Source organism: Pseudomonas sp. FW300-N1A1 (assembly GCF_058789115.1).
The window spans coordinates 63093-83545 of sequence record NZ_JBYTBK010000010.1; the positions used below are offsets into that span (position 1 = coordinate 63093).

At 60.0% G+C, this 20453-nt stretch carries 21 protein-coding genes; 6 read left to right on the forward strand and 15 right to left on the reverse strand.

Annotation, left to right across the window (positions count from 1 at the left end; translation table 11 throughout):
* Positions 1 to 21 precede the first annotated feature (21 nt).
* Positions 22 to 1230: an OmpA family protein gene (locus AC3WQN_RS09700; protein WP_103400278.1), complete on the forward strand. Its 1209-nt coding sequence runs from the start codon at positions 22 to 24 to the stop codon at positions 1228 to 1230.
* Between the two features lie 40 nt (positions 1231 to 1270).
* Positions 1271 to 1918: a pyridoxamine 5'-phosphate oxidase gene (pdxH, locus tag AC3WQN_RS09705; protein WP_103400284.1), complete on the forward strand. Its 648-nt coding sequence runs from the start codon at positions 1271 to 1273 to the stop codon at positions 1916 to 1918.
* Positions 1919 to 1923: 5 nt separating this feature from the next.
* Here pdxH and AC3WQN_RS09710 read toward each other — a convergent pair whose 3' ends face one another.
* Positions 1924 to 2160 carry a hypothetical protein gene (locus AC3WQN_RS09710; protein ID WP_095077402.1) on the reverse strand — a complete coding sequence of 79 codons (237 nt, stop codon included), beginning with the start codon at positions 2158 to 2160 and terminating at the stop codon, positions 1924 to 1926.
* 169 nt (positions 2161 to 2329) lie between these two features.
* Here AC3WQN_RS09710 and AC3WQN_RS09715 point away from each other — a divergent pair, with 169 nt between their 5' ends.
* The gene (locus AC3WQN_RS09715) at positions 2330 to 2794 is read left to right on the forward strand and encodes an outer membrane lipoprotein (protein WP_103400277.1); all 465 of its coding nucleotides are present in this window, start codon (positions 2330 to 2332) and stop codon (positions 2792 to 2794) included.
* A gap of 80 nt (positions 2795 to 2874) precedes the next feature.
* Here AC3WQN_RS09715 and nhaA read toward each other — a convergent pair whose 3' ends face one another.
* Positions 2875 to 4062, reverse strand: a complete 1188-nt coding sequence (nhaA, locus tag AC3WQN_RS09720) for a Na+/H+ antiporter NhaA (protein ID WP_103400276.1) — start codon at positions 4060 to 4062, stop codon at positions 2875 to 2877.
* A gap of 273 nt (positions 4063 to 4335) precedes the next feature.
* Between nhaA and AC3WQN_RS09725 the strand changes: the two genes are divergently transcribed.
* Positions 4336 to 5430 (forward strand): PLP-dependent cysteine synthase family protein, encoded by a 1095-nt coding sequence (locus tag AC3WQN_RS09725; RefSeq protein ID WP_103400275.1) that lies wholly within the window; start codon positions 4336 to 4338, stop codon positions 5428 to 5430.
* Between the two features lie 134 nt (positions 5431 to 5564).
* Here the strand turns inward: AC3WQN_RS09725 and AC3WQN_RS09730 are convergent, their stop codons facing one another.
* The 3 genes from AC3WQN_RS09730 to AC3WQN_RS09740 form a co-directional block, all read right to left on the reverse strand.
* A complete protein-coding gene (locus tag AC3WQN_RS09730) occupies positions 5565 to 7178 on the reverse strand; it encodes an NAD(P)/FAD-dependent oxidoreductase (RefSeq protein WP_103400274.1) in 1614 nt (537 codons plus the stop codon).
* A gap of 108 nt (positions 7179 to 7286) precedes the next feature.
* The gene (locus tag AC3WQN_RS09735; RefSeq protein WP_103400273.1) at positions 7287 to 7961 is read right to left on the reverse strand and encodes a COG3650 family protein; all 675 of its coding nucleotides are present in this window, start codon (positions 7959 to 7961) and stop codon (positions 7287 to 7289) included.
* Positions 7962 to 8023: 62 nt separating this feature from the next.
* Complete coding sequence (locus tag AC3WQN_RS09740) at positions 8024 to 8623, reverse strand: short chain dehydrogenase (RefSeq protein WP_103400272.1); 600 nt, start codon at positions 8621 to 8623, stop codon at positions 8024 to 8026.
* A gap of 105 nt (positions 8624 to 8728) precedes the next feature.
* Between AC3WQN_RS09740 and AC3WQN_RS09745 the strand changes: the two genes are divergently transcribed.
* Positions 8729 to 9643, forward strand: a complete 915-nt coding sequence (locus tag AC3WQN_RS09745; protein WP_103400271.1) for a LysR family transcriptional regulator — start codon at positions 8729 to 8731, stop codon at positions 9641 to 9643.
* On the opposite strand, the gene AC3WQN_RS09750 is transcribed toward AC3WQN_RS09745, so the two are convergent.
* The 9 genes from AC3WQN_RS09750 to AC3WQN_RS09790 all read right to left on the reverse strand — a co-directional run bounded on the left by AC3WQN_RS09750 (position 9634) and on the right by AC3WQN_RS09790 (position 17267).
* On the reverse strand, positions 9634 to 10137 hold the full coding sequence (locus AC3WQN_RS09750) for a DoxX family protein (RefSeq protein WP_103400270.1): 504 nt from the start codon (positions 10135 to 10137) through the stop codon (positions 9634 to 9636). The genes AC3WQN_RS09745 and AC3WQN_RS09750 overlap by 10 nt on opposite strands.
* Entirely contained in the window at positions 10134 to 10910 is a 777-nt protein-coding gene (locus AC3WQN_RS09755; RefSeq protein WP_103400269.1) for an HvfC/BufC N-terminal domain-containing protein, read from the reverse strand. Before AC3WQN_RS09755 ends, AC3WQN_RS09750 begins: the two co-directional genes overlap by 4 nt.
* Positions 10907 to 11800, reverse strand: a complete 894-nt coding sequence (gene bufB / locus AC3WQN_RS09760) for an MNIO family bufferin maturase (RefSeq protein WP_103400268.1) — start codon at positions 11798 to 11800, stop codon at positions 10907 to 10909. The genes AC3WQN_RS09755 and bufB overlap by 4 nt, the downstream gene beginning before the upstream one ends.
* A gap of 23 nt (positions 11801 to 11823) precedes the next feature.
* Entirely contained in the window at positions 11824 to 12129 is a 306-nt protein-coding gene (locus AC3WQN_RS09765; RefSeq protein ID WP_095149045.1) for a BufA1 family periplasmic bufferin-type metallophore, read from the reverse strand.
* Between the two features lie 137 nt (positions 12130 to 12266).
* Positions 12267 to 12968, reverse strand: coding sequence for an ABC transporter ATP-binding protein (locus tag AC3WQN_RS09770; protein ID WP_095146804.1), 702 nt, complete (start codon positions 12966 to 12968; stop codon positions 12267 to 12269).
* The gene (livG, locus tag AC3WQN_RS09775; protein ID WP_095146805.1) at positions 12969 to 13736 is read right to left on the reverse strand and encodes a high-affinity branched-chain amino acid ABC transporter ATP-binding protein LivG; all 768 of its coding nucleotides are present in this window, start codon (positions 13734 to 13736) and stop codon (positions 12969 to 12971) included.
* Positions 13733 to 14989 (reverse strand): high-affinity branched-chain amino acid ABC transporter permease LivM, encoded by a 1257-nt coding sequence (locus tag AC3WQN_RS09780; protein ID WP_103400267.1) that lies wholly within the window; start codon positions 14987 to 14989, stop codon positions 13733 to 13735. The genes livG and AC3WQN_RS09780 overlap by 4 nt, the downstream gene beginning before the upstream one ends.
* A complete protein-coding gene (livH, locus tag AC3WQN_RS09785; protein WP_095077387.1) occupies positions 14986 to 15909 on the reverse strand; it encodes a high-affinity branched-chain amino acid ABC transporter permease LivH in 924 nt (307 codons plus the stop codon). The genes AC3WQN_RS09780 and livH overlap by 4 nt, the downstream gene beginning before the upstream one ends.
* 230 nt (positions 15910 to 16139) lie before the next feature.
* The gene (locus tag AC3WQN_RS09790; protein WP_095146807.1) at positions 16140 to 17267 is read right to left on the reverse strand and encodes a branched-chain amino acid ABC transporter substrate-binding protein; all 1128 of its coding nucleotides are present in this window, start codon (positions 17265 to 17267) and stop codon (positions 16140 to 16142) included.
* A gap of 348 nt (positions 17268 to 17615) precedes the next feature.
* Here AC3WQN_RS09790 and AC3WQN_RS09795 point away from each other — a divergent pair, with 348 nt between their 5' ends.
* Positions 17616 to 17921: a DUF2288 domain-containing protein gene (locus tag AC3WQN_RS09795; protein WP_095146808.1), complete on the forward strand. Its 306-nt coding sequence runs from the start codon at positions 17616 to 17618 to the stop codon at positions 17919 to 17921.
* A gap of 251 nt (positions 17922 to 18172) precedes the next feature.
* Here AC3WQN_RS09795 and AC3WQN_RS09800 read toward each other — a convergent pair whose 3' ends face one another.
* Positions 18173 to 20350: a hypothetical protein gene (locus AC3WQN_RS09800; protein WP_103400266.1), complete on the reverse strand. Its 2178-nt coding sequence runs from the start codon at positions 20348 to 20350 to the stop codon at positions 18173 to 18175.
* Positions 20351 to 20453 lie beyond the last annotated feature (103 nt).

Below are 20453 nucleotides of genomic sequence, written 5' to 3' on the forward strand. Positions count from 1 at the left end.
ATCTCATTTTGTGGATATCCCATGTCACCGAACAAATCTCTAGCCTTGGCACTGTGTCTCAGCATCACTGGTTGCGCACAGACCCCACAAAATGACGCAGACGGTGGCCACTGGTGGTCATTGGGTTCCGGTCCCGACAAGGTCGCGGACAAAGGCACTGCCAAGCAGGACGTCAAAGCGGATCCCAAGGCAGCCAGTGCGCCGGCTCCTGCCAGCACTGCAGCCAGTACTGCCAGCAAGGCCAAGCCTGGTGTAAGCGCTGCAGCCCCCGCGGCGGCTCCTGCGCCAACCCCGACGCCGGTCGCCAAGACCCAGGACACTGGCAGCAGTTGGTGGCCGTTCGCCTCCTCGGCGTCCGCCGACAAGGCACCCGCCTCGGAAATCAGGGTACTGGCGCCAGTCGCTCCCTCCACGTCAGCCGCAGCGGCGGCCAAGGCCGATTCCGAGAGCAAATGGTGGTGGCCGTTCAGTGACCAGCCAAAAGCCGTGACCAAGGCAGACATCAAGGACGTACCGATGCCTGATCCGAAAATCACCCAGGCCTGGCTGGACGACTACGAGCCACGCCTGCGCAGTGCCATTCAGGACAAGCGTTTGCAGGTAGAGCGTCGCGAAAACGTGCTGGTGGTGATCGTGCCGATAGACGAAACCTTCAACCCGAAACGGCCGACCATGCTGCTGCCATCGACGCTGGGTCCGTTCTCCCGGATCGCCAAGCTGGTGGAAGGCGATACCAAGACCTCCGTCCTGGTCCTCGGCCATGGCGACGCCTCAAGCGCAGCCTCGTCGGCACAAGCGTTGAGCAAGGATCGTGCGACCTCCGTGGCCTCGATTTTCAGCCTCGGCGGCTTGAAGCGTGACCGCCTGATGCTGCGTGGCATGGGCGACCTGATGCCGCGTGCCGCCAATGACAGTGCTCAGGGTCGTGCCTTGAACCGTCGCGTGGAAATCGTGCTGACCCAACGCACCACCATGTTGGCGTTGCTGAGCAAGTACAGCCAGCCAACTCCGCCAGCCGCTGAAATGGTTACGACACAGAGCGCGAAGGCTGCGACAGCAGCGGTAGCCGACAAGAAAGCCGCGCCCGTGAAGAAAACCGCTACGACTAAAAAGGCTCCAGCCAAAAAAGCCGCACCTGCCAAGAAGCAACCGGCCAAGACCACCACTGCGGCGAAAAAGCCGGTGACGTCGACGACTGATGCAACGGCAAAGAAAGCCAGCGGCCAGTAATCAGGCCAGGAACTGATTGATCAAGCACAAGGACAATGCGATGACCCGGGCTCTGGCGGATATGCGCCGCGACTACACCCGCGATGGTTTGACCGAGGCTCAGGCCCCGACTGAACCGTTCGCGTTGTTTCATCAGTGGTTTGCCGAGGCGGTGAAGACCGAGCAACCTCCGGTCGAGGCCAACGCCATGACCCTGGCCACTGTTGATGCGCAAGGTCGCCCGCATTGCCGGATCCTGCTGCTCAAGGGGCTTGATGATCAGGGTTTTACCTTTTTCACCAACTACGACAGTGCCAAGGGTCAACAACTGGCGGTCAACCCGTTTGCCGCCATGACCTTCTTCTGGCCGACCCTGGAGCGCCAGGTACGGATTGAAGGGTGCGTGGTGAAGGTGACGCCCCAGGAGTCCGATGCCTATTACCAGGTGCGGCCAATGGGCAGCCGCCTGGGTGCCTGGGCATCCCCCCAGAGCCAGGTGATCGCTGATCGCGCCGAGCTGGAAGAACTGCTCAAGGTTACCGAGCAGCGCTTCACTGATACTCAACCGCATTGTCCGGAACACTGGGGCGGCTATCGTTTGCTGCCTGAGCGCATCGAGTTCTGGCAAGGCCGTGCGAGCCGCCTGCACGACCGTCTGGACTATCGACTGCAAGACGGTGGCTGGGGCCGTGAGCGTCTGGCCCCCTGAATCCTCTACCGGGCTGGGTAGGTGGCTGCGGCCGCCTCCAGCCACTTCGGCAGGTCCCTGCGTTTGATCTTCTGCTGCCGGGCGTTGTCCAATTGCTGCAGCATGAAGACTTTTTTCTGTTCGTCGTTGCCCGCCAGCGCCAGTGCCAGGTCGCGGTCCATCCAGCGTTTGATCCGCACATACAGCCACCCGTGGAAGTACAGGCCGGCAACGGTGGTGACGACAATGATGAAGTAGTCCATGAAAGTCCTTGGGTATTGCGGCGCAGGTTCTGAAAATGACCGCTACTGTATGAGGCGTTCTCGGGTGCGGCTGTACGGGGCCTGAATGAAACCACTTTTATCCGGGCGGCGTCGTGACAGGCGTCAAGCTGCGGAGTTTAATGAATACTGATCCTTTGGAGTTGATGCTATGCGTAAGTCTGTTCTGTTGGTTGCTTCCTTTTCCACGATGGCGATGTTGCTCACGGGCTGCCAGTCCAGCTTGACGGGTGATTCCTATTCCCGTGACGAGGCGCGTCGGGTGCAGACAATCCGCATGGGGACCATCGAAGCCCTGCGTCCGGTGAAAATCGAAGGCACCAAGACCCCAATCGGCAGCATTGCCGGTGCGGCCGTCGGTGGCGTCGGCGCCAGTTCCATTGGTCAGGGCAATGGCAGCATTGTGGCCGGAATCATCGGCGCGGTCGCTGGCGGCTTGATCGGCTCGGCTACCGAAGAAGGCCTGACTCGTACCCAGGGCGTGGAAATCACCGTGCGTGAAGACGACGGCAGCATGCGTGCCTATGTGCAGCAGGTTCAGGAGAACGAAGTGTTCCGTGTCGGCGAACGCGTACGTATTGCCAGTGTCGATGGCACCAGCCGCGTATCGCACTGAGTTCCTGGCGCTCAAAACAAAACCCCGATCAGGTGACTGGTCGGGGTTTTGTGTTTTCAGTTGTTTGCAACGCTAGCGGCTTACGAGGAAATCGCTGGGCTCTTGCGACTGGCCATGGCCGTTACCGTGTAACCGATCAGTGCGGCGAGGATCGAGCCGGTCAGGATGCCCATGCGGTCCATGCCAGCGTATTCGCTGCTACCCGGCACGAAAGCCAGCGAGCCGACGAACAGGCTCATGGTGAAGCCGATACCGCAGAGAATCGCGACGCCCAGTACCTGGCCCCAATTGGCGCCGGCTGGCAGGGCGGCGATGCCGGTTTTCACGGCCAGCCAGGACAGACCGAGTACGCCGACGGTTTTCCCCAGCAGCAAGCCAATGGCGATACCCATTGGCACATGGTGGGTGAAGCTTTCAACCGTGACACCCGCCAGCGGCAGGCCGGCGTTGGCGAATGCGAACAGCGGCAGGATGCCATAGGCGACCCACGGGTGCAGCGCGTGCTCCAGGCCCAACAGCGGTGACGGCTCGGCATTCTTGGTGCGCAACGGTATGCAGAATGCCAGGGTCACGCCGGCCAGTGTGGCGTGGACTCCACTCTTGAGCACGCAGACCCACAGGATCAGGCCGATGATCATGTACGGCCCCAGCTTGACCACCCCCAGGCGGTTCATCGCCACCAGTGCGGCAATACAGGCGGCGGCCAGCATCAACGACAGCGTCGAGAGGGCGCCTGAGTAGAAGATCGCAATGATGATGATTGCACCCAGGTCATCGATGATGGCCAGGGTCATCAGGAACAGCTTCAGCGACACCGGTACACGTTTGCCCAGCAGGGCGAGCACGCCCAGGGCGAAGGCGATATCGGTGGCGGTTGGAATCGCCCAGCCATTGAGGGCAGGAGGATTGTCCTTGTTGAGGAACCAGTAGATCAGTGCGGGGACGAGCATGCCACCAATGGCGGCGGCTCCCGGCAATACGATCTGCGAGGGCTTGGACAAATGCCCTTCAAGGACTTCGCGCTTGACCTCAAGGCCAATCAGCAGGAAGAACAGCGCCATCAGGCCGTCGTTGATCCATAACAACAGGGGCTTGGCGATTTTCAAGGCGCCGATCTGGGCGACCACGGGGGTCTCCAGCAGGCCGTTGTAGAGCCAGGACAGGGGTGAGTTGTTGATGATCAAGGCAAGAACTGCAGCGGCAATCAATAACAGACCGCTGGCAGCTTCCAACTGAAAGAAACGCGTGAAAGTGCTACGCAGAGGCAAGGTCGCTCTCCATCTATCGATTCAAAAGGTGGAACACCCTAACCCGTACGGTTAGTTGTTAAAACAAAAGTTATATTCTTTTTTGTTATATGCCGTTACAACAGTGCGCCGACAGAGCCTAGCAGTTGCCTGGTGTATTGAACCCCAGCTGTACCTGTGCGTTATGCAGGTTTTTTCCTAAGCTTGTGGGCTGAGCCCTTTGACGAGGCCAGACCGTGCCTGTTGTCACCGCCAGGTTTCCCTACGGCCAACCGATTCAACGAGAAAAAGACCATGAACGACAACCGACAGTGGGCCCGCGAAGCCATCCGGATCATCGAAGCCGACTTCCAGCGCAGCGCCGACACGCATTTGATCCCCTTGCCGCTGCCAGGCCTGCCGGGTATCGAGTTGTACTTCAAGGATGAGTCCAGCCACCCCACGGGTAGCCTCAAACATCGGCTGGCGCGTTCGTTGTTTCTCTATGCGCTGTGTAATGGCTGGCTCAAGCCGGGCGCGCCAGTGATTGAAGCGTCCAGCGGTTCGACGGCGATTTCCGAGGCTTACTTCGCACGATTGCTGGGCCTGCCGTTCATTGCGGTGATGCCGGCAACGACCTCCCCGGAAAAGATTGCGCAGATCGAGTTCTATGGCGGAAAAAGCCATCTGGTGCAGGACCCGACACAAATCTACGCCGAGTCCGAGCGTCTGGCGCGCGAGCATGACGGGCATTTCATAGACCAGTTCACCTATGCCGAGCGCGCCACTGACTGGCGAGCCAACAACAACATTGCCGAATCGATCTTTCAGCAGATGCGCTTCGAGCGTTATCCCGAGCCGAGCTGGCTGATTTCCAGTCCCGGTACGGGCGGCACCACGGCAACCCTGGGGCGTTATGTGCGTTATCGCCAGCACAGCACCCGCGTGTTGTGTGCCGATGCCGAGCGTTCAGTATTCTTCGATTACTACCAGAGCGGCGATGCGAGCTTGCGTCTGGATTGCGGTTCGCGCATCGAGGGTATTGGCCGGCCACGGGTGGAAGCTTCGTTCATGCCGAAAGTGATCGATGCGATGGTCAAGGTGCCGGATGCCTTGTCGCTGGCGGCCATGCATTACCTGGCGCAGCGCCTGGGGCGGCATGTGGGCGGCTCCAGCGGGACCAACCTGATTGGTGCCCTGATGGCGGCGCAGCAGATGACGGAGGCCGGGGAGAGTGGTTCGATCGTGGCGATTCTGTGTGACAGCGGTGAACGCTATGCCACCACCTACTACGATCAGGACTGGTTGAAGGCGCAGGGGTACGAGTTGAGCGGTTTGATCGCGGCCGTTGCGGCCAGTGTCGAACGTGGCGAGCCGTTACCGGCCAGCGTGTTACGCGCCAATATCTGACTCACCCAAGATCAAATGTGGGAGCGGGCTTGCCCGCGATGACGGATGAACATTCAACACCTGTGTTGATTGATCCACCGCTTTCGCGGGCAAGCCCGCTCCCACTGGTTCTGCTTTGTCTCAGTGACTGCGTGTCAGGCTTCGAGGCCGAGAATATCCCGCGCCACCGCTTCGGCGATGCGAATCCCGTCCACGCCCGCGGACAGAATCCCACCGGCATAACCAGCGCCTTCACCGGCCGGAAACAGGCCTTTGACGTTCAGGCTCTGCATCGTTTCGTTGCGGGTGATGCGCAGCGGTGACGAGGTGCGGGTTTCGATCCCGGTCAGCACGGCGTCGTGCAGCGAGTAGCCGCGAATCTGCTTCTCGAACGCCGGCAAGGCTTCACGAATGGCTTCGATGGCAAAGGCTGGCAACGCCAGTGCCAGGTCACCCAGCGCCACGCCGGGCTTGTAGGACGGCTCGACACTGCCCAGTGCCGTCGACGGTTTGCCCGCAATGAAATCACCGACCAGTTGGGCCGGTGCTTCATAGTTGCTGCCGCCGAGCACAAACGCGTGGGACTCCAGGCGTTCCTGCAATTCGATCCCGGCCAGCGGGCCGCCCGGATAATCGACTTCCGGGGTGATGCCCACCACGATCCCGGAGTTCGCATTGCGTTCGTTACGCGAGTACTGGCTCATGCCGTTGGTGACCACACGGTTCGGTTCCGACGTTGCCGCCACCACCGTACCACCCGGGCACATGCAGAAACTGTAGACAGAGCGACCGTTCCTGGCGTGGTGCACCAGTTTGTAGTCGGCGGCACCGAGCTTAGGGTGACCGGCGTATTTACCCAAGCGCGCGCTGTCGATCAGCGATTGCGGGTGCTCGATACGGAAACCCACCGAAAACGGTTTGGCTTCCATGAACACGCCACGGCCGTGGAGCATGCGGAACGTGTCGCGGGCGCTGTGGCCGAGGGCCAGGACCACGTGCCGGGAGCGGATCTGTTCGCCACCGGCCAGCTCGATGCCGGTCAGTTGGCCGTCTTCGATCAGGACGTCGGTGACCTTCTGCTGGAAGCGTACTTCGCCACCCAGTGCACGAATCTGCTCGCGCATGTTTTCGACCACACCGGTCAGGCGGAACGTACCAATGTGCGGCTTGCTGACGTAGAGGATTTCTTCCGGCGCGCCGGCCTTGACGAATTCGTGCAGGACTTTACGGCCGTGGTGCTTGGGGTCCTTGATCTGGCTGTACAGCTTGCCGTCGGAGAACGTCCCCGCGCCGCCTTCACCGAACTGCACGTTGGATTCAGGGTTGAGCACGCTTTTGCGCCACAGGCCCCAGGTATCCTTGGTGCGCTGGCGCACTTCAGTACCACGCTCGAGAATGATCGGCTTGAAGCCCATCTGTGCCAGCACCAGCCCGGCAAAAATCCCGCACGGGCCGAAACCGACCACCACCGGCCGCTCGTTCAGGTCCTCAGGGGCCTGACCGACCACCTTGTAGCTGACATCCGGCGCGGTGTTGACGTTACGGTCGTCGGCGAACTTGAGCAGCACCTTCGCCTCGTCGCGCACGTTGAGGTCGATGGTGTAGATGAAGCACAGTTCGGAGGACTTTTTCCGCGCATCGTAGCTGCGCTTGAACAAGGTGAAATCGAGCAGGTCATCACTGGCGATGCCCAGGCGCTGCACGATGGCAGGGCGCAGGTCTTCTTCGGGATGGTCGATCGGCAACTTGAGTTCGGTGATTCGTAACATGACAGGATCCGGTTCGCGGGCGCACCAATGCGCCAAGGCGTTTCACAAACCGTCGATTATAAGCCCCAATGGCCGGTTCCAGTGAGGCTAAAACAGCAGCTCGTCGAATCAGTCGCTGCGGGCACCACCGAAATACGCACAACCGCGTTGAACCTGGCCATTGACCCGCAGTTCGGCGCTCATGGACTGGACGCTGGGCAGGGTCGGGTCAACGCAGCGCTGTGGGGCGATCCAGAGTTCGACGTGCTGATTGTTGGCTTCGCTGCTGAGGTTGAAGCGGCCGTCACCGACTTGTTCTTCCAAGTAGGGCAAGGCCAGTGCCGGCTGCCCCGCGCGTTGGATGACCATGCCCTTGCCCGTCACGTTGACGCTCCAGTCGGGGGTATTGCCGCTGGCCCGCAGGATCAGGCGCTGGAAGTCGGGGTTGTCACAGGACGCACCCAGGCGCTGCAGGCGATACAGTTGCTGGACATCGAGTTGTGCCTGGTTGCCGGAGACGGTGGCCGAGGGCACCCGGCCGCGCAGGTCGGCGAACACTTTGTGCTGGGTGCCGGCCAGCGTTGCCGCTTCCTGCAGGACGCTGGTGGCGCCCGCGTCATTGACGAGGTACTGGCGGTTTTCCTGGCACGGCGCAAACACCAGCTTGCCGTTGGCCATGCTGAGTTCGCCCTGCATGCGGGTCAGGCCGGCCGTGGAGGGCGCCTGCGGCGAACTCTGGAGCAACTGGCAACCGCCGAACAAGGGCAGCAGGGCGACAAACATCAGGGAACGGGCAGCACGCATCGATGGCTCTCCAGGCAAGTGCCGTCACGTTACGCAGGCTGACCGTTCATCACAAGGGCCGATTAACCGACGTGAAACACTTGGCCGGTTTGCAGACCCTCCACGCTCTTGGCGTAGGCCAGCCCGACATCGGCCCCCGATACCGGCTTGTAACCCCGGAAATACGGGGCGTAGCTACCCATGGCTTCAACCAGCACGGTAGGGCTGACCGAGTTGACGCGCAGGCCACGGGGCAACTCGATGGCGGCGGCGCGTACGAAACTGTCCAGTGCCCCGTTGACCAAGGCAGCCGATGCGCCGCTGCGGATCGGGTCATGGCTGAGGATGCCGCTGGTGAAGGTGAACGACGCGCCATCGTTGGCGTATTCGCGGCCGATCAACAGCAGGTTGACCTGGCCCATGAGTTTGTTTTGCAGGCCCAGGGCAAAGCTTTGCTCGTTCATTTCGTCCAGCGGGGCAAAGGTAACGCTGCCGGCCGCGCAGACCAGCGCGTCGAACTTCCCGGTTTTTTCAAACAGGGTGCGGATCGACGCGCTGTCACTGATATCGACCTGGAAGTCGCCGCCGTTGCGACCGATGCGGATGATTTCGTGGCGCTGTGACAGTTCTTTGTCGACTGCCGAACCCACGGTGCCGCTGGCGCCAATCAAGAGAATTTTCATCGTGCTGTTTCCTCGGGTAAGTAAACGAGGTTTTAGTCTAGAGTGGTTTTTTCTGTTGATAAGCGCACTAATAGGCAACCTTTGGTTTTCAAAAGGAAACAATCCATGAGTGAAATGGATGATCTGGCAGCCTTCGCGGTGTTGATCGACGCTGGCAGCTTCACCTTGGCGGCGCAGCAACTAGGGTGCAGCAAGGGGCAGTTGTCCAAGCGCATCAGTCTGCTGGAAGCGCGATTCAACGTGGTGTTGTTGCAACGCACTACGCGCCGCCTGAGCCTGACGGCAGCGGGAGCGGCATTGTTGCCCCAGGCGCAGGCCCTGGTGGTCCAGGTCGAGCGGGCGCGCCAGGCCTTGGCGCGGCTGAAGGACGACATGGCCGGTCCGGTACGCATCACCGTGCCGGTATCCTTGGGCGAGACGTTTTTCGATGGCCTGTTGCTGGAGCTCTCCCGGGAGTATCCCCAGGTCCAGATCGAGCTTGAACTCAACAACAGCTACCGCGACCTGTCCCGCGATGGTTTCGACTTGGCGATCCGCTCAGAGGTGGCCAACGACGAACGCCTGGTGGCCAGGCCGCTGTTGGCCTGGCACGAGGTGACCTGTGCCAGCCCAGTCTATCTGGAGCAGTTCGGCGAGCCTCGGACGCCCGCAGACCTGGCCGAGCATCGGTGCCTGCTCAACAGTCATTACAGCGGCCGGGAAGAGTGGCTGTACCACCAACAACATGAGTTGTTGCGAGTACGAGTGGGCGGACCCTTTGCCAGCAATCACTACAACCTGCTGAAGAAAGCCGCGCTGGCCCATGCCGGTATCGCGCGGCTGCCTTCCTACCTGCTGCAGGCGGAGCTGGCGGATGGTCGCTTGTGCTGGCTGCTGCGCGACTACCAGACCCGCAGTATGCCGATGTACCTGGTGCACCCGTATCAGGGGGGCCTGCCCAGGCGCACGCAGGTGTTGGCCGACTACCTGATTGGCTGGTTCAAGCGCAGCGGCGAAGCGTTGGATAGCCTTCAGCGATAATGCCTGGCGATCAGGTGGTCGATCGACAGCTTGCCCGGGCCAGTGGCCATCAGGTACAGCAGAATCGCCGCCCAGGTGCCGTGGGTCGGGTAGGCATCGGGGTAAACGAACAGTTGAATGGTCAGGGTCATCCCCAGCAACGCCAGTGCGGAAAAACGCGTGGCGAAGCCCACCAGGATCAGGACTGGAAACAGGTGCTCGGCAAAGGCCGCCAGGTGCGCGGCGATTTCCGGCGATAGCAGGGGGACGTGGTACTCGCTCTGGAACAATGGAATAGTCGAGTCGGCGAGGTGCGGCGCGCCGAGTTCAAAGGTGCCGTCGATCAGGTCGATCGCCAGCCCCTCGACCTTGGTTTGCCCCGACTTCCAGAACACCGCGGCAATGGCGAAGCGCGCGATGAAGGCGATCAGTCCCTGTGGAATTCTACTGAGCCACCCGATGGCGCGTTCGACCAGGCGGGCAACAGGGTTGATGTGTTCGCGGTGGGTGTTCATGGCGATACCTTGTCGTGTTGTTGCAGATGGGTAATGGCGTTACGGCTGATCAGTAGCGCCAGGCATTGGCTCAGGTCGAATGCCGGTGCGACATCCAGCGCGTGGATTGCGGCCTGCTCCAGGCAGTCACCGGCTTGCAGGCGCTCGATAAAGCGGGCAGCCCCTTGATCGATGGCGAACACCTCGACGTGCAGGCCGTTGCGCAGGATCAGGGCGCACTGCTCTCGGTAAGGGGTCAGGGAGGGCGGCGGGTGGTCGTCCTGATGGGCGCTCCACACGCTGACCAGCGCATAAGGCGAGCAGAGGGTGAACAGTGACGGGTGCAACTGAATCCGCAGCTGCGCCAAGGTTTCGGGCTCATTCAGGGCCGCGGCGAGCTGCATCGGGTCGATGCAGCCGGCATCGGCTGTGTGATAGGCGTTGACCCGCAGCCGCTCCAGGCGGGCAACATCGGCCAGGTACGGCACGCTGGCCGCAGGTGCAAAACCCTGGATGAAGTCGGCAAAGTCATGGCCGTAATCATTGATCACGGCATGGCGCGGGGGGGCATCTTGAACATAGGCGCGCGCCATGGCCCGGAAAAACGCGTCACCGACCAGTTGCAAGACCACCGGATAGCTGTCCGCCAGAGCGTTGATCAGCGAACTTTGGACGTTGTTCCGATAAACCGCGAAGCGACTGTCGGGGGCGGCGCCGTTGCTACTGAACAATCCAGATGGGCAGGCCAGCGATGGATCCAGCAGCGCGGCGGCGAAGGTGGCTTGATCGCTCATGGCCGGGCTCCGGCGCAACGCAGCAACCCATCCGCCTGACGGGCTTCGCCGCACAGGACTGACAACGCCGGGACCTGATGGTCGCGTTCGATCAGGGTGCCCACCGGACCGATGCGTTCCAGAACCAGCTGATACAGGGTCCACACGGCGTTATCGATGGGCGCGCCGTGATCGTCGATCAGCAGGCGGTCACCCAGGCTGTCGGTATCTTCGGCAAACCCGGCCAAGTGAATCTCTCCCACCGCATGCAGTGGCAGGGCGTCGATATAGGCCAGCGGGTCGTGCTGGTGATTGATGCAGGACACGTAGACGTTGTTTACGTCCAGCAACAGGCCGCAACCGGTGCGGCGCACAACGGCGTTGATGAAATCGGTTTCGCTCAGGTTCGATTGGCGCCATTGCAGGTAGGTGGCGGGATTCTCCAGCAGCATCGGACGTTTCAGCCGGGTTTGCACCTGATCGATATGCTCGCAGACGCGGTTGAGGGTTGATTCGTCGTAGGCCAGTGGCAGCAGGTCATTGAGAAACACCGGGCCATGGCTGGACCAGGCCAGGTGTTCGGAAAATGAATGGGGTTGATAGCGCTCGATCAACCCGGCAAGGCGCTCGAGATGCCGGGTGTCGAGTGGGCCTTCGGCACCGATCGACAGGCCGACGCCGTGCAGCGACAGAGGGTATTGGTCGCGGATCAGGCCCAGGTAGTGATGAAAGGGGCCGCCGGCGACCATGTAGTTTTCAGCGTGGACCTCGAAGAAGCCGATGTCCGGTGTTGAGTCGAGCACTTGGGTGAAGTGCTCGCTCTTGAGTCCCAGTCCGGCGCGGGGCGGGAGCTGGTTTGCGCCTGCCTGGGCAACGGGCCGGGTGGAGGGTGCAGGTGAGGTCGGCATCATCAGTGCTCAGGCAGGGACGGCGATTACGACTTGGCTTTGAAGGCGGCCAATTGACCAAAGCCGGTCGACGACGTGGAGCTGGCGGTCTTGTCGCAGGTGCCTTTTGGCACCAGCTTCCAGGCGTTGGCCTGGTGATCGACCTTCGAGGTACCGGCGCAGGTGGTGCCTGCACCTGCGGCGCAATCGTTCTTGCCTTTCATGGCAACGCCAAAGCATTTCTCCATGTCGTCGGCCGCGTGGGCGATTGTCGGCAAGGTGGCCAGGCTCAGCGCGGAACCCAGGGCCAGGGCCAGGGTGGCAGCGGACAGGGTACGAGTGGTAGCAGTCATGGTGTTTCTCCAGCAGTGAGTGGGTCAAGGAAGCGTCTGTGCTTGCTTATCCCAGTAGAGAAAGCTCACTGTGATTCGTTACAGCGCAGGCCAAAAAAAACGGCCCGAAGGCCGTTTTTTTGTCATGACAGCAGTGTTTAACCGCCCAGATACGCTTCGCGGACCTTCGGATCGGTCAGCAGTGCTTCGCCGGTACCTTGCATCACCACGCGGCCGTTCTCCAGAACGTAGGCGCGGTCGGCGATCTTCAGGGCCTGGTTGGCGTTCTGTTCGACCAGGAACACCGTCACACCATCCTTGCGCAGCTGTTCGATGATGTCGAAGATCTGCTGGATGATGATCGGTGCCAGGCCCAGCGACGGCTCGTCGAGCAGCAGCAACTTGGGTTTGCTCATCAGCGCCCGGCCGATGGCGAGCATTTGCTGCTCACCGCCGGACATGGTGCCGCCCCGCTGGCTGAAGCGTTCCTTCAGGCGCGGAAACAGTCCCAGGACCTTGTCCATCTGCTCCTGATAATCGCCCTTGTCGGTGAAGAACCCGCCCATGGCCAGGTTCTCCTCGACGGTCAGGCGGGAAAACACCCGGCGACCTTCAGGAACCACGGCGATGCTCTTGCGCATGATCTGCGCCGAGCTCTGGCCGACGAGTTCCTCGCCCATGTAGCGGATGCTGCCGCTGTGGGCTTGCGGCGAGCCGCAGAGGGTCATCAGCAGGGTCGACTTGCCGGCACCGTTGGCACCGATCAGCGTGACGATTTCGCCCTGGCGGATTTCCACGTTGACGCTGTGCAGGGCCTGGATCTTGCCATAGAAGGTGGAAACGTTTTCGAACTGCAGCATTTACGCTTCCCCCAGGTAGGCTTTGATCACTTCAGGATTGTCGCGGATCTCATCCGGCGTACCGTTGGCCAACGGTGTGCCCTGGTTGATCACGACGATATGGTCGGAAATGCTCATGACCAGTTTCATGTCATGTTCAATCAGCAGCACGGTGACGTTGTGCTCTTCACGCAGCATGCTGATCAGCGCCTTGAGGTCTTCGGTTTCCTTGGGGTTCAGGCCGGCGGCCGGTTCGTCGAGCATGAGGATCCGCGGACGGGTCATCATGCAGCGAGCGATTTCCAGGCGACGTTGCTGACCGTAGGCCAATGTCCCGGCGGTACGGTTGGCAAACTCTTTCAGGTTGACCTTCTCCAGCCAGTACTCGGCGAACTCCATGGCCTCGCGCTCGCTCTTGCGGAACGACGGGGTCTTGAACAGGCCGGACAGGAAGTTGGTGTTCAGGTGACGGTGCTGGGCGATCAAGAGGTTCTCGACCGCGGTCATGTCCTTGAACAGCCGCACGTTCTGGAAGGTACGCACCACGCCCTTGAGGGCGATCTTGTGGCCGGGCAGGCCTTCGATCGACTCGCCGTCCAGCAGGATGCTGCCGCCGCTCGGCTTGTAGAAACCGGTCAGGCAGTTGAACACCGTGGTCTTGCCGGCGCCGTTGGGGCCGATCAGTGCCACCACCTGTTTTTCCTTCACGGTCAGGGCCACGCCGTTGACCGCCAGCAGGCCGCCGAAGCGCATGCTCAGATTTTCGACTTTCAGGATCTCGCGGCTCATTTGCGCAGCTCCATGTGAGGACGTTGCATGGGCAGCAGACCCTGAGGACGCCAGATCATCATCAGCACCATCAATGCACCGAACATCAGCATGCGGTATTCACTGAACTCACGCATCATTTCCGGCAACAGGATCATCACGGTGGCGGCAAGCACGACGCCCAGTTGCGAGCCCATGCCGCCCAGCACCACGATAGCGAGGATGGTCGCCGACTCGATGAAGGTGAAGGACTCCGGTGTCACCAGCCCTTGGCGCGCGGCGAAGAAGCTGCCGGCAAAACCGGCGAAGCAGGCACCCAGGGTGAAGGCCGACAGCTTGATGATGGTCGGGTTCAGACCCAGCGCACGGCAGGCGATTTCGTCTTCACGCAGTGCTTCCCAGGCACGGCCAAGGGGCATGCGCAGCAAGCGGTTGATGACAAACAGGGCAAACAGCGACAGCAACAACGCAATCAGGTAAAGGAAGATCACCTTGTTGATCGAGTTGTATTGCAGGCCGAAGTACTCGTGGAAGGTTTGCAGGCCTTCAGCGGCTTTGCGTTCGAAGGTCAGGCCGAAGAACGTTGGCTTGTCGATGTTGCTGATGCCGTTCGGGCCACCGGTGATGTCCGTCAGGTTACGCAGGAACAGACGGATGATCTCGCCGAAGCCCAGGGTCACGATCGCCAGGTAGTCACCGCGCAAACGCAACACCGGGAAACCGAGCAGGAAGCCGAAGGTGGCCGCCATCATCCCGGCGATCGGCAGGCAGATCCAGAAGCTCAGACCGTAGTAGTGCGACAGCAGCGCATAACTGTAGGCACCGACGGCATAGAAGCCAACGTAACCAAGGTCCAGCAGACCGGCCAGGCCGACCACGATGTTCAGGCCCAGGCCGAGCATCACATAGATCAACACCAGGGTCGCGATATCCACTGCGCCACGGGAGCCGAAGAACGGCCACACCAGTGCGCCAACGATCAACGCAATGATGATCCAGCGCTGGGTGGTTGGCAGGGTCAGGAAGTTACTGGCCTTGGCTGGCATGACTGGCATGCTCGGCGAGGCTTTCCACGCGGCGCTGATTTTCTGGTCGAACAGCACCCGCAGGAACATCAGCACCGAGCAGACGGCGATAGTGATCAAGGTGGTGTTGCTGGTGCCATGGACTTCGAGGTTGATGCCGACAATGGTCAGTTTCAGACCGAGTACCGGATACGCCACAGCCCAGACCAACAGAGCGCTGAAGAGCGCCTGCTTAAGATTCCTAGTCATACTTTCTCAACCTCCGGACGGCCCAGCAGGCCGGTTGGCCGGAACAACAACACCAGGACCAATAGTCCGAACGCCACGACGTCCTTGTATTGATCGCCGAAGATATCGGCACCAAAGGCTTCCGCCACCCCCAGTACCAGACCGCCAAGCATGGCGCCCGGAATACTGCCGATGCCGCCCAGTACCGCGGCGGTGAAGGCCTTGAGTCCGACCAGGAAGCCCGCGTTCGGGTTGATCACGCCGTATTGCATGCTCAGCAGCACTGCGGCAATGGCCGCCAATGCCGCACCGATGACGAAGGTCAGGGCGATGATGTTGTTGGTATTGATACCCAGCAGGTTGGCCATCTTGATGTCCTCGGCGCAGGCACGGCAGGCGCGGCCCAGGCGAGAACGGGAGATGAACATCGTCAGGCCGAGCATGGCGATCAGGGTCACCACGAACACCACGATTTGCATATAGGAGATCAGCACTTCGTGTGCGCCACCTGGCCCGATGGAGAAATTGCCGGGGATCAGGTTGGGGATGGATTTGTCCTTGGAGTCTTGCGCTAGCAGAACGGTGTTCTGCAGGAAAATCGACATGCCGATGGCGGAAATCAACGGAATCAGACGGTTGCTTCCGCGCAAGGGGCGGTAGGCGATCCGTTCGATACTGTAGCCGTAGGCACTGGTGACAACGATGGTTGCGATGAAAGCTGCGGTCATCAACAGCGGAACGCTGTCGAGTCCCATCATGGTCAGTCCGGCAATGGCAATGAATGCCACATAGGAGCCGATCATGTAGACCTCGCCGTGGGCGAAGTTGATCATTCCAATGATGCCGTAAACCATCGTATAGCCGATGGCGATCAGGGCATACGTGCTGCCAACGGTCAGACCGTTAACCAGCTGTTGGAAAAAGTGATAGATGTCAGGCATTACAACGCTCCTAAAAACCTGATACGCATTTCACTGGTGGAGTCATTTTCCTGCCCAGGCCCCGTGGTTCTTCATCCACTTCGAGCGTGAGTTTTGCCAGCGAACCGCTGATGACGGTTTTGAGATTTTCAGGTGGGCAGACCCGCGGATCACGCAAGGGCGGCCCAAATCTTCGTAAAACAAAGCCCACGGCACGCCGTGGGCTTTATTGGCAGTCAGTCAGGCAAGCCTTACTGAGGCGAAGCTTCGGTTTTAGGTTTGTCGAAGTGCCACTCGTAAACCACGAACTTGAAGTCTTTCAGGTCGCCCTTGGCGTCGAAGCTAAGGTCGCCAGTCGGGGTCTTGAAAGTGCCTGCGTGGATGGCTTCCGCCACTTTGGAAGCATCTTCGCTCTTGGCCGCGGTGATACCGTCGGCGATGACTTTAACCGCCGAGTAGGAAGGGAACACGAACGGGCCGCTCGGGTCTTCTTTCTTGGCTTTGAAGGCGTCAGCCAGGGCAACGTTGGCAGGATCCTGGTCGAAGGATTTCGGCAGGGTTACCAGCAGGCCTTCGGACGCGCCCTTGGCGATCTGCGAGATCGAATCGTTACCCACGCCTTCCGGACCCATGAACTTGGCTTTCAGGCCTTTTTCCTGGGATTGACGCAGGATCAGGCCCAGCTCCGGGTGGTAGCCGCCGTAGTAGACGAAGTCGACGTTGGCTTGCTTGAGCTTGGCGATCATCGAGGAGAAGTCTTTGTCGCCAGCGTTGATACCTTCGAACACGGCAACCTTGACGCCCTTGCCTTCGAGGGTTTGCTTCACGGCCGAGGCGATGCCTTCACCGTATTGCTGTTTGTCGTGCAGGACGGCAACGATTTTCGGTTTAACGTGATCGGCGATGTAGTTACCAGCGGCAGGGCCCTGGGCGCTGTCCAGGCCGATGGTGCGGAACACCATTTTGTAACCACGGGAGGTGATGTCCGGGCTGGTGGCAGCCGGAGTGATCATGATCACGCCTTCGTCTTCGTAGATGTCCGAAGCCGGTTGAGTGGAGCTGGAGCACAGGTGACCGATCACGAACTTGATGCCGTCGTTGACCACTTTGTTGGCAACGGCCACGGCTTGTTTCGGATCACAGGCATCATCGTATTCTACGGCGACGAGTTGCTTGCCGTTCACGCCGCCTTTGGCGTTGATTTGCTCGATGGCCATTTTGGCGCCACTGAACTGCATGTCGCCGTATTGGGCTACAGGGCCGGTTTTAGGGCCGGCGATGCCGATCTTGATGGTGTCAGCTGCGAACGAATGGCTGGCAACCCCGGCCAGAACCATAGCGGCAAACAGTTTGGAAATCTGCTTAGTAGCCTTATTCATAGTGCTCCACTCTTGCTGTTGTAATTTTTATAGTCCTGGCGCCGTAGCAGCAGAACCGGGTCAGATATCTTGGATATCCTCCGGAAATGCCCCCGGCAACTGTACCGGTACAGTGTAGAGCGCCAATTGTCGGCCTGGGAAGCTGGCGCCAGGGGGCAAAACCTGAGGGTGTCGCTTTTATGAAAGAAAAAGACAGAATTGCGGCGGGGTTTTCGCTGGACAGTCTGTTGATTCAGCGCATTCCTTGGCGTTCCGGCTGTTTTCGATCAGTTACTCATTTGCATCCGGGTTTTTCTGCCGGGGAACCGACGTTATCATTCGCGTCGATTTCTTTTCCGGACAGAGCCCATGAGTCAAGAACCTAGCACCCTCTATGCCAAGCTGCTTGGTGAAACCGCATCTATCCGCTGGAAGGAACTGGAACCGTTCTTTGCCAAGGGTGCCCTATTGTGGGTCGACGCTGATCTGGATCTGATCGTGGCGGCTGAAGCCATGGCAGAGGATCAACGAGAGAAAGTGGCTGCCTGGCTGGCCGCGGGGAAGGTTGCGGAAGTGTCTGCGACGCGGGCGCTGGATCTGGTCGAGCGTGATCCTGAGCTCTGGGCGGTGGTGGTTTCACCGTGGATCCTGATTCAGGAAAGGGCGCAACCTTGAAAGGTTGCACGCTATTGGTGCCCGGTGGGCGCTGAAAAAAGTGTGTAGCCGAGTAGCGTGATAGCACGGTGCCGTAGAGAAAGACCACAGAGGGGCCAGCATCACGGTGACGTAAACGTAACGGGAACAGTTCAGTAAGCAGCCTAACGGCTGCTTAATTGTTTCTGGCGGGGGAGAAGGCGTTGGTCACGGGATGAATACCGGGCCCCTTCGCGGGCAAGCGAAGGGGGCGACTCGGTACCGAGCCTGTCTCAGCAGGTTTTGCCGGTGTGGTTGTTCAGCGAAATCACCTTGGTCTTGCCGATGCGGTGACGGTAGATCTCGCGCAGGTACTTGATGGCTTTTTTCACGCAATCGCGAGACAGGCGGATGTCGTTGATCGAGACGAACTTGTCCTTGTCGTTGATCAGCTCGCGGTACTTCTTCTCATACATCGGTTTGATCGCATACCAGTTGGTGTCGAGGATCTTCGCCGGGTTTTCGAATTCGTTGAGCAAGTCGTCGATCATGGCCTCATCGAAGTCCTCATGGATGATGAAGTCCAGGATCGAGTTGTCCAGGGTGTCGTCGAAGCGATACGGGTTGCGGGCAAAACAACGTTTGATGAAGGCCACGATCAGGGTCAGGAAGTCGTCCGACAGGCACGGGCTCTTGGCGATCAGGGTGGTCAACGACAGGTTGGCCGAGGCCCCGATCACCAGCGCATAACGCTTGAGCGTGGTGTTGGGGAACAGGCTGTTGAGGTGGGTCTTCAACCGGTTCAGGTCCATGTAGGACAGCTTGTAGTCCTTGGGCAAGGAGACGATCGACACCACCGAGGAGCAGTTCTTGAAGAAGTGCAGGTCGTGCAGGGCCGCGGCGTCGTACCCCGAGTTCTTGTACTGCTCCAGCGCGGCGCGATAGCGCTTGGATTCGATCGGCAACAGGCTGATGCCCTCGATCGCCTGGGTGACCTTGTTGAAGTGCGGCAGGTCGATGGAGCGGAAGAACAGGTCGTCGATGTTCAGGCGCTGCGGTTCTTTGTCGAACACCTTGAATTTGTCGTTGCTCGGCGCCGGTTGTTCCGGCACCACGGATTCCGCGTAGGCAATCGCCACGGGGCCCGCCAGACTCATGAACAGGTCGTTGGCGTCCAGGCGAATGGTTTCGCCAATGTCGATGCCGGCCCGGCGGAAGTAGTTCTGGTCATAGTCAGTCGTGACTGCCTGGGCTGTCAGAATGTTGAAAATCTGCTGGGAGATGTACTGGTTGGCGTGCTTCTCCATGGCATTGACATCAATGTTCTGGATGTTGCCGTCATCGTTCTCCTCGGCGTAACGCATGATGTCATTGGAGATCAGCATCATGGCGTTCCATGGGCGGATGCGACCCATGACGCTGGCTTCGCTGCTGTCTTCGTTGGCGAAGTTGTAGGAGAAATCCCACTCTTCCGACAGGTACTTGCACAACAGGCGGCCGGCATTGATGTGCAGGGCTTCCGACATTTCGCTGCGGTGATCGGAAATGTTCGGCAGTACGCAAATACCGCTGGTGAAGATCGGCTCGAAAACAAAGGAATGGCCGCTCTTGCTGTCGTGCTCGTCCACCGGCTTGGTGTCGAACGTCTTGTTCATGTACGAGTGCTGTTGGGCCAGGCCGAATTCCGAGGCCATGCCCGAGCCGGTACCGCCACCGGCGCTGAAGATCGAGAAGTACAGGCGCGACTGGTTGGCCTTGATGCCGCAACTGTCGATCAGGTACGAATGGATCATCTTCCAGTCAGGGCTGGAGAAACGCTGGGTATCCTTGTTCAGGATGATCTTGGCCAGGTACTGGCCGAGGATCGGCGCATTACCGGCGCCACCAGCATGGACTTCGGAAAGGTCCATGATTTTCATTTTGCTGTAATCGCGCAGGAACCCGCTTTTTTCACCCTTGCGTGAAAAGCGGATGCGTCCGGCGATGTCCTTGTCCAGGTCCCCCAGCATGACCAGGGGTTCGACCAGGAACACCGGCTTGGACGCCTTGCCCGCCCCCAGTCGCAGGTTGGTGCGAATCCACTGCGCAGGGCTGTAGCCCTTGTCTGCGTAGGACTTGTCTTCGTTGTTGAACTCGTTGAGGTAGAACTTGCGGGCGTTGTACACCAACTCTGCCACGTCCAGCGCAATGTTCGAGCCGCAACGTCCCAGGCCGATCAGGCACACCGAAGGAAACTCCTGTTGGTGCTGCTCGGCATCGCCTTCCAGGTGTGGCGGCTGCGGGAACACCATGTTGCGCAGGCCGTCGAGGTTATCGAGGATGCGGTCGGTGTTGGTTTCAGTGAAATACAGGTACTGCTGAGTCGCAAGCGGGCGCGAGCTGGTCAATGGCTTCATGCCTGAGGGTCTGTCCATGGCGGCGGTGAGCGTCAGTTCGGATACCGCGGGGGCAGGATTGTTTTTAGAAGTCATTGTGCGCCATGTGCCTGGACTGATGGGTTCGGAGGTGAGATGTCATCTGGCTATTGCCCAGAGGCGTTCGCGACGTTACGGCGCGGCGGTCTCTCCAGCGATA